The sequence below is a fragment of the Cocleimonas sp. KMM 6892 genome, assembly GCF_035798195.1.
Taxonomy (GTDB): domain Bacteria; phylum Pseudomonadota; class Gammaproteobacteria; order Thiotrichales; family Thiotrichaceae; genus Cocleimonas; species Cocleimonas flava.
Map to the genome: position 1 here is coordinate 355517 of NZ_JAPFBV010000003.1, position 16657 is coordinate 372173.

16 protein-coding genes are annotated in these 16657 nt (G+C 41.1%); 6 read left to right on the forward strand and 10 right to left on the reverse strand.

Annotation, left to right across the window (positions count from 1 at the left end):
• Window position 1: 1 nt before the first annotated feature.
• The 9 genes from sdhC to OO007_RS10710 form a co-directional block, all read right to left on the reverse strand.
• Complete coding sequence (gene sdhC, locus OO007_RS10670; protein ID WP_325808785.1) at window positions 2-343, reverse strand: succinate dehydrogenase, cytochrome b556 subunit; 342 nt, start codon at window positions 341-343, stop codon at window positions 2-4.
• The gene (locus tag OO007_RS10675; protein WP_325808786.1) at window positions 340-672 is read right to left on the reverse strand and encodes a hypothetical protein; all 333 of its coding nucleotides are present in this window, start codon (window positions 670-672) and stop codon (window positions 340-342) included. The genes sdhC and OO007_RS10675 overlap by 4 nt, the downstream gene beginning before the upstream one ends.
• Before the next feature lie 2 nt (window positions 673-674).
• Entirely contained in the window at window positions 675-1403 is a 729-nt protein-coding gene (locus tag OO007_RS10680) for a succinate dehydrogenase/fumarate reductase iron-sulfur subunit (protein ID WP_325808787.1), read from the reverse strand.
• 260 nt (window positions 1404-1663) lie between these two features.
• Window positions 1664-2584: a LysR family transcriptional regulator gene (locus OO007_RS10685; RefSeq protein WP_131907606.1), complete on the reverse strand. Its 921-nt coding sequence runs from the start codon at window positions 2582-2584 to the stop codon at window positions 1664-1666.
• Window positions 2585-2706: 122 nt separating this feature from the next.
• Window positions 2707-4332, reverse strand: a complete 1626-nt coding sequence (locus tag OO007_RS10690) for a thiamine pyrophosphate-binding protein (RefSeq protein WP_325808788.1) — start codon at window positions 4330-4332, stop codon at window positions 2707-2709.
• Window positions 4333-4387: 55 nt separating this feature from the next.
• Window positions 4388-5899 carry a tripartite tricarboxylate transporter permease gene (locus OO007_RS10695; RefSeq protein WP_325808789.1) on the reverse strand — a complete coding sequence of 504 codons (1512 nt, stop codon included), beginning with the start codon at window positions 5897-5899 and terminating at the stop codon, window positions 4388-4390.
• Window positions 5896-6375 (reverse strand): tripartite tricarboxylate transporter TctB family protein, encoded by a 480-nt coding sequence (locus tag OO007_RS10700; RefSeq protein ID WP_325808790.1) that lies wholly within the window; start codon window positions 6373-6375, stop codon window positions 5896-5898. Before OO007_RS10700 ends, OO007_RS10695 begins: the two co-directional genes overlap by 4 nt.
• A 76-nt stretch (window positions 6376-6451) precedes the next feature.
• Window positions 6452-7462, reverse strand: coding sequence for a Bug family tripartite tricarboxylate transporter substrate binding protein (locus OO007_RS10705; RefSeq protein ID WP_207907158.1), 1011 nt, complete (start codon window positions 7460-7462; stop codon window positions 6452-6454).
• A 351-nt stretch (window positions 7463-7813) separates the two neighbouring features.
• Window positions 7814-8692, reverse strand: coding sequence for a LysR family transcriptional regulator (locus tag OO007_RS10710; RefSeq protein WP_325808791.1), 879 nt, complete (start codon window positions 8690-8692; stop codon window positions 7814-7816).
• Window positions 8693-8858: 166 nt separating this feature from the next.
• On the opposite strand from OO007_RS10710, the gene comD reads away from it, so the two are divergent.
• Both comD and comE read left to right on the forward strand, forming a co-directional pair.
• Entirely contained in the window at window positions 8859-9362 is a 504-nt protein-coding gene (comD, locus tag OO007_RS10715; RefSeq protein WP_131907611.1) for a sulfopyruvate decarboxylase subunit alpha, read from the forward strand.
• Window positions 9363-9364: 2 nt separating this feature from the next.
• Window positions 9365-9928, forward strand: a complete 564-nt coding sequence (comE, locus tag OO007_RS10720; RefSeq protein WP_325808792.1) for a sulfopyruvate decarboxylase subunit beta — start codon at window positions 9365-9367, stop codon at window positions 9926-9928.
• Between the two features lie 430 nt (window positions 9929-10358).
• Here comE and OO007_RS10725 read toward each other — a convergent pair whose 3' ends face one another.
• Window positions 10359-11375, reverse strand: coding sequence for a LacI family DNA-binding transcriptional regulator (locus OO007_RS10725; RefSeq protein ID WP_165874761.1), 1017 nt, complete (start codon window positions 11373-11375; stop codon window positions 10359-10361).
• A 215-nt stretch (window positions 11376-11590) separates the two neighbouring features.
• Here OO007_RS10725 and xylB point away from each other — a divergent pair, with 215 nt between their 5' ends.
• Genes xylB through OO007_RS10745 form a run of 4 tightly spaced genes read left to right on the forward strand, consistent with a single transcriptional unit; the run spans window position 11591 to window position 16645 of the window.
• Window positions 11591-13057, forward strand: a complete 1467-nt coding sequence (gene xylB, locus OO007_RS10730) for a xylulokinase (protein ID WP_325808793.1) — start codon at window positions 11591-11593, stop codon at window positions 13055-13057.
• A gap of 5 nt (window positions 13058-13062) precedes the next feature.
• Window positions 13063-14376, forward strand: coding sequence for a xylose isomerase (gene xylA / locus OO007_RS10735; protein ID WP_131907615.1), 1314 nt, complete (start codon window positions 13063-13065; stop codon window positions 14374-14376).
• 48 nt (window positions 14377-14424) lie between these two features.
• Window positions 14425-15480: a sugar phosphate isomerase/epimerase family protein gene (locus OO007_RS10740; protein ID WP_325808794.1), complete on the forward strand. Its 1056-nt coding sequence runs from the start codon at window positions 14425-14427 to the stop codon at window positions 15478-15480.
• Window positions 15481-15493: 13 nt separating this feature from the next.
• The gene (locus OO007_RS10745) at window positions 15494-16645 is read left to right on the forward strand and encodes a Gfo/Idh/MocA family protein (RefSeq protein WP_207907160.1); all 1152 of its coding nucleotides are present in this window, start codon (window positions 15494-15496) and stop codon (window positions 16643-16645) included.
• The last annotated feature ends 12 nt before the right edge of the window (window positions 16646-16657 follow it).

A 16657-nucleotide genomic window follows, 5' to 3' on the forward strand; every position in this document is an offset into this window, starting at 1 on the left:
ATCAAATCGCTCTCAATAAGAAGGCTAAAGCCACAAAAAATGCTATTGCAACTGCCACTGCGGCAAATGTTTTCTGCCCGGGTTTCCACGGCAAGAATTCAAGTGCAAGTAATCTCAGGCCGCCAAATAAATGTACCGCCAATAAAAACACTAATCCGAACTCAGCAAACTTAACGATTGGCTGCTCCGCCCAGTGCAACATGCTATCTAGCGATTCAGGCTCATTCAGTGCCAGACTAAGAATGTAAAAATGCGCAGGAAGAAATAACGCAAGCGCTATACCCGAAACGCGATGAAGAATATAGGCGTACCAGAGGGGTTGATTTCTATGTGGTTTAATCATGACATCACCACCGCGTAAACTGCTTTACTACCAAGACCCAATAACAAAATAACAATCGCCGTAGTAATCCAGTTAAGGCGCGCGCCTGTTACCCCCAGCCATTCAAAAATGACCACTCTTAAACCTATCGCCGCATGGATTGATAAGGCCACGACAAATAAGCCGTAGATCAAGCCCCAGAAAAAACTACCTTGAGTGCGACCCAGTATTTCACCGGAAGATAGACCGCCCTGAATAGCGTAAATCATGACACCCAGATGAAGTAACACCAATGGCGCCATCAGCATCGCAGTCAAACGTTGTGCAATATATAATTTGATACTGAGCACTATTACATCTCCCCTTTTAGTGTTGCTATTGCTGCCGCTTTTTTCAGGCCAGCAATAGAACGAGTAGGATTGAGGGTATTAGGACAATAGGTAGTACAACCTTGTTGGGAATGACAAGACTGACAGCCACCGTCTCCAGTAACAGCCTTCAGACGATCTATTCTGCCACCATCTCGAACATCATTGACTAAGGTCCATGCTCTGTTAAGCGCTGCAGGGCCTAAATAACTAGCATCATTTTCTACAACATCACAGGATGCGTAACATACGCCACAATTAATGCATTCAATACCTGCATTGGCTTCGCGACGGGATTTTTCTTTGGGTGAGATAATCTGGACTGAATCGTCACGCGTTTTGGTTGGAACAAAATGGCCTTTCGCCTTGGTCCATTTTTCAAAAAACTCATTCAAGTCACAGGCAAGGTCTTTAATGATCGGCATGTTTCTTAAGGGTTCGATAGTGATGGTATCGCCATCCATAACTTTTGAAACATGCGTACGACAGGTCCAGCGCGGCTTGCCGTTAACTGTCATCGCACAGGAGCCACACATACCCACACGACATGCAAAACGGTAGGATAAATCAGGCTCTAGATTACGCTGAATCCAGGTCACCACATCTAATACTGTTTGGCTTTCTTTGGCGGGTACTTCGTATTCTTTCAGAGCGCTATTCGAGTTATCACCACGACTAAGCAATACCTTTATCGTTTTACCTTTATTTGCCACTTAATCTCTCCATTAGTCCCTTGAGTGATCACTCAAGCTTGTTCTTGCTCAACAACAGACAAGCAATACTTGTCGTTACTGAAGTTGGATAAGATTTAATAACAAAAGAAAGTCTTGATCAAACGAATAAAATTGTAGATTTTATTAAGTAATGGTTTATTTAAAATAACGCATTTACCAACATACAGAATGACTTAAAATTCTAAAGTCATGACTAAATAATATAAAAAATACAGTTAAAGAATTTCTTAAAATAGCGGTCAGCTTTTTGTGGTTTGAGAAGGGTCTAACATGGCTTTGGTGACCCCAGACTCCTCAACAATCTGAATAAGTTTTTCCCACAAAAGCTCTATAAGCAAATGCTTGCTGGTATCTCGACGATAAAGCACGCCCAGCACGCGTTTAAAAGACGTATCTTCAAGTGGAATGATATTCAGATGCTCATGCTCTGGTTTTGAACAGCAATTCAACGGAACGATAGATACACCAAGGTTATTCATAACCATTGCCGCAGTGGCCTCTAAAGTATCGAGCTCCATGGTTTCATGAACATGAATATTATTTTCGATTAACCAATGATCAATATCCTTTCCTACCCAGGCTTTTCTCGCATAGCGGATAAACGATTGAGTCCGAAGGATTTCCATGGGGTCAGTCATCTCGACTTCTTTAGAGGTTAAAACCACAAAGGGTTCTTCGGTAAACGGACGCCAGATCAAATGCTCATAGATAGTGGGTGGCTCTGTCATTACTGCAACATCAAGAAAGCCTCTATCGACTTGTGCATATAAATCGTCAGATAAGCCGGGATAGATGCGGATGTGCAAATTATCGTGATCATCCTGTAAGGTTTTAATCGCCCTTGGCATTATCCCAGTGGTAGTGGTTGGAACCGTTCCCACTGTGAGGTTTTCTAACGTATCAAGCTCACCTTCTAAGGATGGTTTTAATTCTTCGTAATGTTTGATCAGTTTCAACGCCTTGGGGATCAAGGCATATCCGGCAGGATTCAATACCGGAGGACGCTTGGTACGATCAAATAGAGGCATATCAAGCTCGTCCTCTAACGCCTTCATTTGTTGGCTCACGGCGGCAGGTGTTAAGTAAACAGCTTCGGCTGCTTTAGCAAAAGTTCCAAGTTCAGCAATTGCTATAAGGGTTTTAAAACGACGAACACCCATCAGTGTATACCAGAATTATAGTTAAGAGGACCTTTATCATAGGACATAAATAACCACTTTATATCAATTAAATATTAATCAATATCTAAAGGTCACCCCCCTACTTACAGGCACTTTTTTAATTAGTGACCACTTCCAGAAGGCGCTGGTAATCCTTCAATTCGCACATTAACACAGGCGGGCAGTCCGCTATCAATCGCTCGTTTTAACGCTGCATCCAGGTCAAATGGGTCTGTGACATATTCACCGTGACCACCTAAACCTTCTACAGCTAAATCGTAGCGTGTTTCATCAAGCTCACAGCCAATCAGACGATCTTCACCATATTCTCTGAGCTGAAGTTGCACCTCAGCATTCCATTTGGCATCGTGTCCTATCACCGCTACCAGTGGAAGTTTATTACGCACGGCTGTTTCAAATTCGCTGAAATGAAAACCCGCAGTACCATCGCCCATCAATATAAAAACAGTAGAATCAGGATGACTCGCTTTCGCGCCAATCGCATAGCAAATACCGCCACCAATAGCACCGGAAACGCCATTAATGATTCGCTTAGGAGCGGACAAGAATGCCTGTGACCATTGGCCAAACTCACCACCATCACACACTAATATTGCATTTTCTATGCCCGACATCGCTCGTTGCACAGAAGTACACAAAGAGGCAGGATGAATTAAATCAGATACGATATCGTCGGCATCTTCCCCACGCTCTGTAATGACATTTGTTACTCTATCCATCCATCTTTGTCTGTCAGATGTCGGCACTACCTGACAAGCACTCAGTGATTCAGCAAGGCTTTTAACGTTAGCAATTTCAGTCAGAACGATTCGTTCACCAAGAGCCTGTTGCGCACGCTCAAGCATTTGTTGATCAGGATCAACAACCAAGACCCTGCAATCTGCGCCGAATGAATTAGCATTAGCAAAACTCAAGGTAAAATCAACAGACTTACCCAAAATCACTACAACGTCTGATTCAAGCAATACATTACTAAAATCGCCCAAGGAAGGGTCCTTAAGTCCGCGCGGACTTTCCATACTTACAACGGGCACCGATAAGGCCGATGACAGTTTAGAATGTAATTCGCCGATTCTTGTTTCAGTTAATGCAGGACCTGTAATAATCAGTGGACGTTGTGCGTTTTGTAACTCATTTTTAATCTGTTCAACAACTGCATCTGATGATGCTTCTCTATCAGGAGAGTAATCGCTCACACCGCTTAACTTCGTTGTATCTACTTCCTGTTCAAGAAGATCCTGAGGCAGAGCTAAATGTACAGGACCCGGACGACCTGAACGCGCTGTTTTAATCAAAGCACTAAGATCATCTGGAATCGTTTCAACAGAAACAGAACGTTTAGATAGCTTGGTTAACGGAGTAGCAATTGCTACCTGATCAAGCTCTTGAAAGGCACCCATACCATCTTTGGAAATAGGTGAATCACCACTAATCAATATCACCGAGCTCTCAGCACAAGTCGCCGAATACAATGGCGCCAGGCCATTGGCAAAACCCGGGGCTGCTGGCAATAAAGCCACCCCTATTTCATCATTCAATTGTGACCAGGCATCCGCCATAAAAACTGCAGCAGCCTCGTGCCTTACATGTATTAAACGAATGCCTACATCAATGATTGCATCAAAAATAGGCATGATTTGATTGCCAGATAATGTAAAGATTGTCTTTACTCCGGCCTCAGCTAAACCTTCAGCAACAAGATTTGCTCCACGTTTACTTTTCTTCATTTTGTTTTGTCTCAGATGTATTTAAAACAGATAGTTGTATTAGTTTTTGAAACTCTTATTCTTGATTTCCGTGCTCTACCGCTTCAGCCTTTTTCTTGCCTAAACCGGAACGGATAATTGCAACTATGGTTATGATCGTGAGTGTCCAGAAGAACCAGGTAATTGGGCCCCTAATGAGTATTTCCCCAGAACCACCAGACATTAACATCGACTGTCTAAAGTTATCTTCCAATAGCGGCCCAAGGATAAAGGCAATAAGAAACGGCGCTGCAGGTATGCCTTTGCAGAGCATGACATATCCCAACCAACCCATTGCAAACATTACACCTACATCGAAGATATTGTTATTAACCGCGTAACAACCGTATACACAAAGCACCATTACGGCGGGGAATAAAATACCTCGTGGAATATCAGCAACATACCTGAATGCACGAATAGCTACCGAACCTATTAAAAACAAGAAGACCGAACTGATGATCAAGCCCATGAACAATCCATAGATAATATCCGGACTATTCAAAAACATCATGGGTCCAGGCTGTAAGTTATGCACCATGAAAGCACCAATGATTACCGCAGTGATGACATCCCCTGGAATACCCAGTGCTAGAAGCGGTATCAACGTAGCCCCTGCTACACCATTGTTTCCAGATTCAGATGCGGCAACGCCTTCGATTTCACCTTTACCAAAGTTTTCTTTGTTCGGTGATTTTCGTCGAGCCTCGCTATACGAGAGAAACGCTGAAGGGGCTGCTCCAATACCCGGGATACTCCCGAGGAAAACACCGATAAAGCTACCTCTTACGATAGATTTAAAACAACGTTTATATTCTGCAAATGTCACCCATTCTTTGCCGAGACTTTGCGTTTCACCTTCATTCGATTTGGGATTCCAAACCATTGCTAATATTTCAGGTATTGCAAATAAACCAATCAACACAGCGATGAAGTTCAATCCACCCATTAGGTTTGGATCATTCAGTGTAAATCGATTAGTGCCGTAGACTAGATCGAGCCCTATGGTGGCGAGTATCAACCCAAACAAAGCGCTGACAATACCTTTCAACAAACTATCACCTGAAACACCCGCAATAATTGTTAACGAGAATAAAATCAGGGTAAAAAACTCTGGTGGTCCAAACTTTAATGCAAATGCAGCTAACCAACCCGCACACAGTATTAGCGCCAGATTAGAGATTAAATCTGCAGTACAAGAAGCCCATAACGCCATCCCCAAAGCTTTGCCCGCTTGCCCATTTTTAACCATCGGATGGCCATCAAGAATGGTCGCACTAGAGGCTGGCGTACCCGGTGTTTTAATAAGAATAGCCGGAATACTACCGCCAAAAATTCCTCCTTTATAAACACCCAATAACAATAAAATACCTGTAATTGGCTGCATTGCAAAAGTAAAAGGAAGCGTTAATGCCACTGCCATTGTTGCCGACAATCCTGGAATAGCACCAGCTATAACACCAATTAAAACGCCGCCTGCCAACGCAAACACACTTTCAAAATTCGCAACTAACTCAAAACCCGCTGCAAGGTTTTCTAACAATGTCATGGCAACCTCAAAAACTCACCTTGAGGAATAGCCATTCCTGCAACATGAGCAAAAAACATATATAAAACGAGCGGAATAACTACCGCTGAAATGAGGGCTGTTCGTGGATGGGATGTTTTGATCAATACCGCCAAAGCGACAAACGAAATCATTGACGTCCACACAAGCCCTAATACAGGAATTGCAGCAACATAAGCTGCCATCAAGACAGCTAAGAATGCAATTCGCTTATAACATCCTTTAGTCGGCAATAGTTCTGCAACACTATCCTTAACGGAACTTCTTCCTGAAACCATCAGAGCAATACCGGTGATTCCCAGAAGAACGCTTAAAACCTCCGGCCAAAATACAGGAGACAGCACTATATTCGTCACATTAGAGGGTGCAGTAACACCATAAGGAATTGCTACAAAAAGCAGAAATAAAGATAGAATTAATGAGGCCAAACCCGTACTAAAATAAGAGTTGTTTAACATTACAAAACCCTTTGTAAAAAATATACGAAAGAACAGCCCTGAAGAATTTCAAGGCTGTAGATGGAGAGGAGGCTTATTAGCCTTCAACCCTCATGCCTAGCTCATCGACTAATGCTTTGAACTGATTGTACTGTTTATTAATAAACTCCTTTGATTCTTCAGGACTCATTAAACGGATAACTGAACCGCGCGCTTCCATCTTCTCTTTAAATTCTTTATTAGAAGTGGCTGTTCCTAACCATTTACCCCAGGATGCTGCTATATCATCAGGCAAGTCATCAGGGCCAGCAACACCCGTCCAACCAACTAACTGCTCTAAATTTGGCTTACCAAGATCTTTTGAAGTAGGCGCATCAAAACCTGCTACAGGCTCTGCTGTTGTTACTAACAGAGGCTTAAGCTGCTTATTCTTTACAAAACTAGCCAAGGCTGATGAATTAGTACAAACAAATGTAGCAGTACCGGTTAATACTGCCGTTGCAGCACCTCCGCCACCTTTCATCGGAAGATGTGTTGCCTGTTTCACTGGATTTTCCAAACCGAACTCTTTGAGCACCATCGCCGCTGCTAATTGCAACAAACTACCTACACCAGAAGAACTGTAACTTACGCTGCCTGGCTTAGCCTTTGCTCTAGCTACCAAATCTTCCATCGAATTTATATCGCTGTCTGCTTTTACAGCACAGGCAACAGGGTTAATTTCATAAATTCCAACAAATCGAAAATCTTCCAATTTATAAGGAAGCGTGGCTTTTATCGCAGGGTTTACTGTGTGAGTACCTACTCGTGCAAACAACATGGTATATCCGTCTGCTTTAGCATTTTGTACCGCTACTGAACCAATCGCCCCACCAGCGCCAGCCTTATTAACCATTACCAATGGCTTTCCAACTTCTTTACTCAATGGTTCAGAAATAGTTCGCGCTGAGATATCAGTCGCTCCACCAGGGCCGTATGGAATTATCATACTGATGGGGCGAGAAGGATAATCAGCCGCAAAAGCACTATTGCTTAAAAAAACGACACTCATCGCCGCTGAAATTAATAGTTTCGATTTGTTCATTTTTATTTTTTTTAGTAAATACATTCTGTCTCCTTGATTTTTTTATGAATACCAAGCAATGAATACTAAAAAACCTGCTAGCATTTTTACTTAGCGTCCTCCTTTTAAAAAAGGGTTTCAAACTTATATAACTTTTTAGAATTTATTGAATAGAGATATAAGAGCCGTTTTAATATAGGCTTTTTTAAAAGGTTTAACTCAAATAGTTTCTTTACATTAAATAAAGAAAAATTTTAGAAAGCTAAAATAAGCTATGAATAATTTTCCTGATAAATTTGCTTTATCTAAAAGCCTGAGAATATTAAAAACTAAAAAACACTTAAATATCAATTGCTTTGCGCAAGTTGATTGAGAGATAAAAATTTGCCCATTTTCTTAATCGTAGCTTTGTAATATTTTTTCGATTTCCTTTTGCAAACGATCAACTATCCTGCTTTTAGAGCAATCCTTACGAGTAAGAATACCTAATTCGCGAGCAATGTAATCAGTCCCTAATGGTATTTTTCTAAGTTTCGCAAAAATCGGATCTGGAGCACAAAGATTAGGGACAATAGCTACTCCAAGATTGTGCGTAACCATGTATGTCAGCGTTTCTATCGAATCAATCATCATAACTCCATGCATTTGAAGTTTATTCTGTGATAACCACTGTTCGATAACTACGCCTGCAGCGGTATGTCTATTTTGTTGAATAAATGGATTCTCACTTAGTATCTTTGATGGATCATTACCTTTCACTTCTGGTGAGGTTAATAACACTAACTCCTCTTCAACAATAGCCTGCCAGTTTAAATTTTCATCAAATCGTTCGGGCTTACTGATAAGTGCCGCATCTATAGTTCCATAACTAATTTGATCAAATAAGTTATACGTCGTACCAGGCACAATTCGAACAAATAAATCGGGATAATTCTTCATTAAACCCTTTACAGAACGCGGTATAAGCTCTCGAATAGTTGATGGAATTGCACCAAGCGTTAATTCACCAATAAACTGAGCATCACCCACCAATCCCTCAAATATTGTTTCATAGTCGTGAATAACTGATTTAGCTTTAGGGATTAATGCCAAGCCAAGTTGATTCAATCTTGGACTTTTTTCGTTACGATCGAACAATTTTACATCATAGATTTCTTCAAGACGTTTCATCTGTTGACCGACAGCAGCATGCGAGATACAGACATTTTCAGCGGCAGCACTAAAACTTCCATATTCAGATATAGCCACAAGGGTTTTGAGTAATTTAATCGACATTATTTACCTCAATTCAAACTCTTAAACAACGTATTAGCATATATAGAATAGCTCACCAAAGTAAAATTTTATTTTACTTGTCCTTAAATATATTTGAATTGAATTAAATTAATTTTTAATAAATTATTAACAAGAGTTTTTCGCAATTAATGAGTAAGGAGTAGCAATGTCCATAGACGTAAACGAAAGAATTGTCAGTGATTTTGTAAAGAACAAAATCGAATTAGTGACAACAGTGCCTTGTAAACAATTGGCCACAACAATTGAAAAAATAGACGAAAATAAAGACATATACCATATTCCCTCAAACAAAGAAGACGAAGGGATGGGCATTTGCGCTGGTGCATTTATGGGCGGTAAACGTTCTGCAATTATTATGCAAAACACTGCAATTGGCGTGACTATAAATACCTTGGCCACATTGACACAATATTATCGTATACCACTTCCAATGTTGATTAGTTACCGCGGTGAACTAGGTGAACCAGTTGCTTGCCAGGTTGAGATGGCTCTTCATACAAAAGCATTGTTGAAACAAATGAATATACCTACATACCACTTTCATAACGAGAGCGATGTAGAAGAATTAGATAAGATTTTACAGTATACATTTATGTGCAATAAACCCGTTGCGATATTAACTGACGCGACTTTTTGGAAGGGGTACTAATCATGATTCGTTCAGAAATAATAAAAAGCTTAATTCCAGTAATTTCAGATCATTTTGTCGTATGCAATATTGGTTTACCTAGTCAAGAACTACATATGATGGATGACCAATCGACTAACTTTTATATGTTAGGAACTATGGGATTATCTTCATCGATTGGCTTAGGTGTTGCATTAGCACAAAAACAAACAGTTATATCAATTGATGGCGACGGCTCGGTATTAACTAACTTAGGTACATTGCCGACTATTGCGAACAACGTAACTGATAACTTCATATTGCTGATAATTGATAATGGGAGCTACGGTTCAACGGGTGATCAGCCGACATATGCCGGCCAAAAAACGTCATTAACAGCAGTAGCTTTAGCCTGTGGTTGCGAGAATGTTATTGAATGCCAAGCAGAAGAAGCCGCTGAAGTTATGCAGAAAGCCATCGATAGTAAAAAAATGACAATAATCGTGTGTAAATGCGAATCAGGAAATATTCCTGTGCCCGTTATTACTATGGACCCTGTCATAATTCGTCATCGCTTTATGACTGAATTAACGAAGCGTAATACTTAATCAAATAATCAATTGACTTAAAATAAAAGCTCGTCATGATAACTAAAAGTTAAGTTATTGTGACGAGCTTTTTAACTAGAATTTTCGCAATAAATCCAAATCTACGGGGTCTTTCACGAATATCACAAACTCTCTTAAATCTGGGTTAGTCTTATAGATAATGACAAACAACTTTACTGATAAGCTAAACTATTAAGAAATTAGTTAGATTTTTAAATCAGTAAATATACGCTCTAAAAATAATTAAATTTACAGTTAAGAATAGGTAAAAATGCCACCCCCCTACTTTGGATGACATTTTTTTCGTTTTTTACCGTACCTAGTATAGAACCACTCTACCGCGTTAATAATAAAATGAAGTGTCGTTCAATAGTCAGAGTAGAAATTCAACGAGTGGCAATAATTTATCGCTTTTAAGATCAATATTTTTTTAAGGTAAATTATCCCGTAAGAATATATCGACTTTCACTTCTTCTGGGTATGGAGCGCTTTCGTTACCACGATAGTGGTTAGTTAATATTTTCAAAGCATCTTGTGCTTCTTTTGCAGCTTCCTGATTAATCACTGCATTCATAGTGCCATCTAAAAGGTATTCACGAGAATAAGAGGTTAATTCATGCCCGACCCAGATTATTTCTTTTTCCTTTTTAGAGTCTCGTAAAGCACGGCCTATTCCCCTCGTTCCACTACCCACACTATAGATAGCCACAAGATCTTTATACTCCTCGATAATTTCAATGGCTTTTTTGTAAGCCTCTTCGTATCTATCCAGAGTTTCTAGATTATGTATCACTTCCAGCTGCGGACTATAATCCCGCAAGGCACTAATGAATCCGAGCTCTCGCTCTTGATGATCAGAATAGATGAAACTTTGACTGCCTTTAAATACAGCCACACTTCCTGATTTATTATTCGCCATCATGGAAATCAAATGGGCTGAGGTACGACCTGCTGCACGATTATTTGGCCCAACATGTCCAATAGTGCGTTGACTATTAAAACTAGAAACCATCGTAACTACTGGAATTTTTTGATTACAAATATTATTAATGGACTCTCGCACAAAAGGATCTTCCATTGGCATCACTGCTATGCCATCTGTCTTTTTTGACACCTTATCCAATAACTCAGCCAGAGATTTTGGATCAAAGCTTCTTACTCTATGACACTTGATGGTAATTCCGTCTCTTTTATAACCATCACTTAGACTCATAACATTATCAGCAAGGTGATTTAAGAAACTTCCAGAGCCATCAGGTAAAATTACATCAAACTTGAGGGGTTTATGAGGGTTCGAGCCACCTTGAATCTCATCAACTGCATCCCAGATACGCTTAGCTGTAGTGACAGATACTCCTGAGCGGCCATTGATTACTCTATCTACCGTGGCAATACTGACACCTGCTTTTTCGGCGATATCTGATTGTTTAGCCCATACTTTAGACACATTAACATCCATTAGAATCATCTCTTAATATCATAATGACATTATTACTTTTTTATATCTATAAAATAATAACTTTCTTTAGACATGACCAGCCAACGTCAAAATGAAGTATTTTAGAGGTGTTTTTTCTATAATTATTGACAACACATCTATAATACATCAGTATCACATCTTAATCACGTCATTTTAACGTCATTTAAACATCAAGGTTTATTATGTATTTGGGTTTAGATCTAGGCACTTCTGGTTTAAAAGCTGTTCTCTGCAACGAGGACCAACAGATTATTGCCCAGAATAATGTATCTTTATCTGTCAGCAGACCTCACCCAAAATGGTCTGAGCAAAATCCAGAGGATTGGTGGAACGCGGTAGTTTCTTCACTAACTCAATTAAAAGCATCAAACCCAGATGAAATGATGCAAGTTAAAGCAATAGGTTTAGCAGGACAAATGCACGGAGCGGTTCTGCTTGACGATGAAGGCAATATTTTACGGCCTGCAATACTTTGGAACGATGTTCGATCGGCCACAGAATGTGAAGAGCTCGAAAAGTCAGAGCCTAACTTCAAGGCACTTTCAGGCAACCCTGCGTTCCCAGGATTTACATCACCCAAATTAATGTGGGTAGCGAAACATGAGCCAGAGGTTTTTGCCAAGGTAGCAAAAGTATTGCTGCCCAAGGACTATATTCGCTTCCGCTTAAGTGGTGAATATATCTCGGAAATGTCAGATTCTGCAGGAACCTTATGGCTAGATGTTAAGAATCGAAAATGGTCAGAAAGATTACTTGCTGCTACGAATTTAAATTTATCCCATATGCCAAAATTAGTAGAAGGCTCTGCTGAAGGCGGCAAAGTAACTGATGAACTTTCTCAAAAATTTGGCCTTCAACAAAACGTAATTATTGCCGGCGGAGCTGGCGATAATGCCGGCGGCGCAGTAGGAATCGGAGCAGTATCTCCAGGTCAGGCATTTTTATCGCTAGGTACTTCAGGCGTGATATTTGTCTGCAACGAAAGTTATTTACCAAAACCTGAAGCTGCCATACATACTTTCTGCCACGCACTGCCAAACACTTGGCATCAAATGAGCGTGATGCTTAACGCCTCATCTTGTTTAGATTGGTTAGCGGAGTTAACGAACACTAAAGATGTTTCAACACTATTAAACGAAGTAGAACAGATAGCTGACGAACCATCAGACATTATATTCCTCCCTTATCTGACTGGCGAAAGAACCCCACATAACGATGCTGATGCAAAAGGTGTTTTCTTTGGCATGACGGCCACCACCAAACGAGCAAATCTGGGATTAGCAGTACTAGAAGGGGTTGCCTATGCGTTCGCAGATGGACTTGACCCACTTCTGGATTCAGGTGCAACAATCAATCAAATTTCAGTGATTGGTGGCGGAGCTCGAAGCGAATTATGGGGGCAAATACTCTCTGATGTTTTAGGGCAGGAACTTACTTATCACGAAGATGCAGAAAGCGGCCCGGCTTTTGGCGCTGCTCGATTAGCAAGACTAGCCTTCACAGGTGAAGACGTTTCTAAAATCTGTACAACACCACCTGTTAAAAACACTATCAAACCAAATCCAACAAAACAACAGTATTACAAACCTAGGCTGGAACGCTTTAGACGTTTGTATACCTCCTTAAAACCTGAATTTAGCAGTCTGTAAAAATTATGAATAAATTTTTCCCTGATGTAGAAACGATCACTTACCAAGGCACTGATCATAAAGAAGACCTTGCTTTTAGACATTACGATGCCAATCAAGTAGTTCTTGGTAAAAGCATGAAAGAACATTTGCGCTTTGCCGCATGCTATTGGCATACATTTTGTTGGTCAGGCGATGATGCTTTTGGCGGGCAAACACTGATGAGGCCGTGGTTTGAACCGGGTGACGAAATGCAACAAGCCGAACTTAAAATGGATGTTGCCTTTGAATTTTTTGAGAAACTCAGCGTACCTTATTACTGCTTTCATGACCGAGATGTATCACCTGAAGGCTCGACATTGGCAGAAACGGTCAGCAACTTCGACAAATTAGCAGAACGATTACAGCAAAAGCAGGAAGAGACAGGTCTGAAGCTCCTTTGGGGAACTGCAAATCTTTTTTCTCATCGCAGATTCATGTCAGGAGCTGCTACAAACCCAAATCCAGAAGTTATGGCATTTGCAGCGGCACAAGTTAGACAAGCAATGAATGTTACCCATCAACTTGGTGGTGAAAACTATGTACTCTGGGGTGGTCGCGAAGGCTACGATACGCTTTTAAACACTAAATTCCAGCACGAGACCAATCAAATGGGGCGCTTCCTCAACATGGTTGTTGAGCACAAACATAAAATTGGATTTAAGGGCAACATTCTGGTCGAACCAAAACCACAGGAACCCACTAAACATCAATACGATTATGACAGCCAATCCGTTCACGCCCTATTACTCCAACATGGTTTACAAGATGAAATAAAGGTCAATATTGAAGCGAATCACGCGACTCTAGCGGGTCACAGCTTTGAGCATGAACTCGCATATGCAACTGAAAACGGTATTTTTGGCTCTGTCGATATGAATAGAGGCGACATGCAAAATGGCTGGGATACCGATCAATTCCCAAATAGCGTTCCTGAAATTAGCCTCGCTATGTACATCATTCTCAAAGGTGGCGGGTTTGGTAAAGGCGGGATAAATTTTGACGCGAAAGTTCGTCGCCAATCAATAGATTCAAACGATTTATTCCACGGACATATAGGAGCCATGGATGTTTGTGCAAGAGGTCTATTAAACGCCGCAAACATGATCGAAGATGGTGGACTGGATAAAGCTAAAGACTCTAGATATGCAGGCTGGAACGAAGAGTTAGGCAAAGACATACTTGCCGGAAACTTAAGTCTGGATCAGTTAGCAGACAAAGCTGTCCAGCAAAATCTAGACCCTCAGCCAGTGTCAGGCAAACAGGAATTATTAGAGAATTTAGTGAATAGATTCTGCTAAACCTATAAAAACAACTAAGCTCATTTTACGTTATAGAGGTAAATACTTATGCGAACACTTAAAGGCCCCGCGTTATTTTTAGCGCAATTTGCCGGTGATGAAGCACCATTCAACACACTAGAAAATATCGCCAAATGGGCCGGTGACTTAGGCTTTAAAGGAGTGCAAATTCCATCATGGGATGCTCGTTTAATCGATTTAGATAAAGCAGCCTCTGATAAGTCATATTGCGATGAAATTGTGGAGACTTTAGCTAAGCACGGTTTAGAAATCACAGAATTATCAACTCACTTACAAGGGCAGTTGGTAGCAGTTCACCCTGCTTACGATAAAATGTTTGATGGCTTCGCACCTGAGCATGTACACAATGATCCCGTAGCACGACAGGCCTGGGCAGTAGATCAAATGATGAAAGCCGCACAGGCTTCAGCTAATTTCGGACTTACTGATCATGTCACTTTTTCTGGCGCTTTATTGTGGCCTTATATGTACCCCTGGCCTCAACGCCCTGCTGGTTTAGTAGAAATGGGGTTCAAAGAATTAGCAGAACGCTGGTTACCTATTCTTGATGAATTTGACCGTTGTGGCGTGAATGTCTGCTACGAAATTCACCCGGGCGAAGACTTACACGATGGCATTACTTTTGAAATGTTTCTGGAAGCGTGTAACAACCACCCTCGCGCAAATATTCTGTTTGATCCATCACACTTTTTATTACAGCAATTAGATTACCTGGAGTTCATCGACATTTATCACGATCGAATCAAAATGTTCCATGTGAAAGATGCAGAATTTAACCCTACAGGTCGACAAGGCGTTTATGGCGGCTATCAAGGCTGGACTGATCGTGCTGCCCGCTTCCGCTCTTTAGGCGATGGTCAGGTAGATTTTAAGGGAATCTTTTCAAAACTCAGCCAATATGACTTTGATGGTTGGGCCGTGATTGAATGGGAATGCTGCTTAAAGCACCCCGAAGCAGGTGCACGAGAAGGCGTTAAATTCGTTAATGACCACATCATCCAGGTTACGGACAAGGCCTTCGATGATTTTGCTGACGCCGGAACGGATGATGAAGCTAACCGACAGATTCTTGGACTGAAGTAAGGAGATAATAATCATGTCGAAAAAAATTCGCTTGGGTATGGTAGGAGGTGGCGAAGGCGCTTTTATTGGCGCTGTTCATCGCATTGCTTCCCGTATTGATGATCGTTATGAACTCATTGCTGGCGCTTTATCATCTGATCCAGAAAGAGCCGCACGCTCGGCAGAAAATCTGGGCATTCATAGCTCCCGCTCATATTCGACCTTTACAGAAATGGCTATTGCAGAGAAACAACGCGAAGATGGCATAGACGCCGTTTCTATTGTTACTCCCAATCACATGCACTTCCCGGTTGCTAAAGCGTTTTTAGAACAAGGAATCGCTGTGATTTCCGATAAGCCTTTAACGGTTTCACTGGAAGAAGCTTTAGAACTTGAAGAAATCGTCAAAGAAAGTGGATGCTTTTTTGCGGTAACTCATAACTACACAGGCTACCCATTAGTGCGTCAGGCAAAGCACATGGTTGAAACTGGCGAACTAGGCAATATCCGTTTAGTGCAAGTTGAGTACGTGCAAGACTGGCTAACCGTTAAAGAAGAAGATGGCGGCAACAAGCAAGCAGAATGGCGTACAGATCCTACTCGCTCAGGCCCAGGTGGTTGCTTAGGCGACATTGGAACACATGCATTCAATTTAGCGCGTTTTATTTCCGGACTAAAAGTAGAGGAAGTATCAGCAGATTTGACCAGTTTTCTGCCAGGCCGACAGGTCGACGACAATGTCCATGTAATGATGAGACTTGAAGGACAAGCTAAAGGCATGCTGTGGTCTAGTCAGGTTGCACCTGGTAATGAGAACAACCTTAAAATTCGAATTTATGGAGATAAAGGCGGATTAGAATGGCATCAGGAAAACCCCAATAAATTAATTTTTTCACCATTTGGAGAACCAAGTCGTACATTAACACGAGCTGGTCATGGCTTATCTGATGAAGCCAACCGTCTTATTCGAACCCCGGCGGGTCATCCAGAAGGCTATCTCGAAGGTTTCGCAAATATTTATACCGACATTGCTGATGCCTTACTTGAATGCCAAGCAGGTGCGTCACCAGAATCAGTGATGAAGCTCATTCCTGATATCGAAGCCGGTATTTCAGGCATGAAATTCATCAACTCGGTAATTAGCTCGTCACAAGAAAATGGCAAATGGGTAAAACTTGATGCATAACTGTAAATCACA

Coding starts and splice junctions, on each gene's coding strand:
- sdhC (WP_325808785.1), bottom strand. CDS start 343: ATGATTAAACCACATAGAAATCAACCCCTCTGGTACGCCTATATTCTT.
- OO007_RS10685 (WP_131907606.1), bottom strand. CDS start 2,584: ATGGGTGTTCGTCGTTTTAAAACCCTTATAGCAATTGCTGAACTTGGA.
- OO007_RS10690 (WP_325808788.1), bottom strand. CDS start 4,332: ATGAAGAAAAGTAAACGTGGAGCAAATCTTGTTGCTGAAGGTTTAGCT.
- OO007_RS10695 (WP_325808789.1), bottom strand. CDS start 5,899: ATGACATTGTTAGAAAACCTTGCAGCGGGTTTTGAGTTAGTTGCGAAT.
- OO007_RS10700 (WP_325808790.1), bottom strand. CDS start 6,375: ATGTTAAACAACTCTTATTTTAGTACGGGTTTGGCCTCATTAATTCTA.
- OO007_RS10705 (WP_207907158.1), bottom strand. CDS start 7,462: ATGTATTTACTAAAAAAAATAAAAATGAACAAATCGAAACTATTAATT.
- OO007_RS10710 (WP_325808791.1), bottom strand. CDS start 8,692: ATGTCGATTAAATTACTCAAAACCCTTGTGGCTATATCTGAATATGGA.
- comD (WP_131907611.1), top strand. CDS start 8,859: ATGTCCATAGACGTAAACGAAAGAATTGTCAGTGATTTTGTAAAGAAC.
- comE (WP_325808792.1), top strand. CDS start 9,365: ATGATTCGTTCAGAAATAATAAAAAGCTTAATTCCAGTAATTTCAGAT.
- xylB (WP_325808793.1), top strand. CDS start 11,591: ATGTATTTGGGTTTAGATCTAGGCACTTCTGGTTTAAAAGCTGTTCTC.
- xylA (WP_131907615.1), top strand. CDS start 13,063: ATGAATAAATTTTTCCCTGATGTAGAAACGATCACTTACCAAGGCACT.
- OO007_RS10740 (WP_325808794.1), top strand. CDS start 14,425: ATGCGAACACTTAAAGGCCCCGCGTTATTTTTAGCGCAATTTGCCGGT.
- OO007_RS10745 (WP_207907160.1), top strand. CDS start 15,494: ATGTCGAAAAAAATTCGCTTGGGTATGGTAGGAGGTGGCGAAGGCGCT.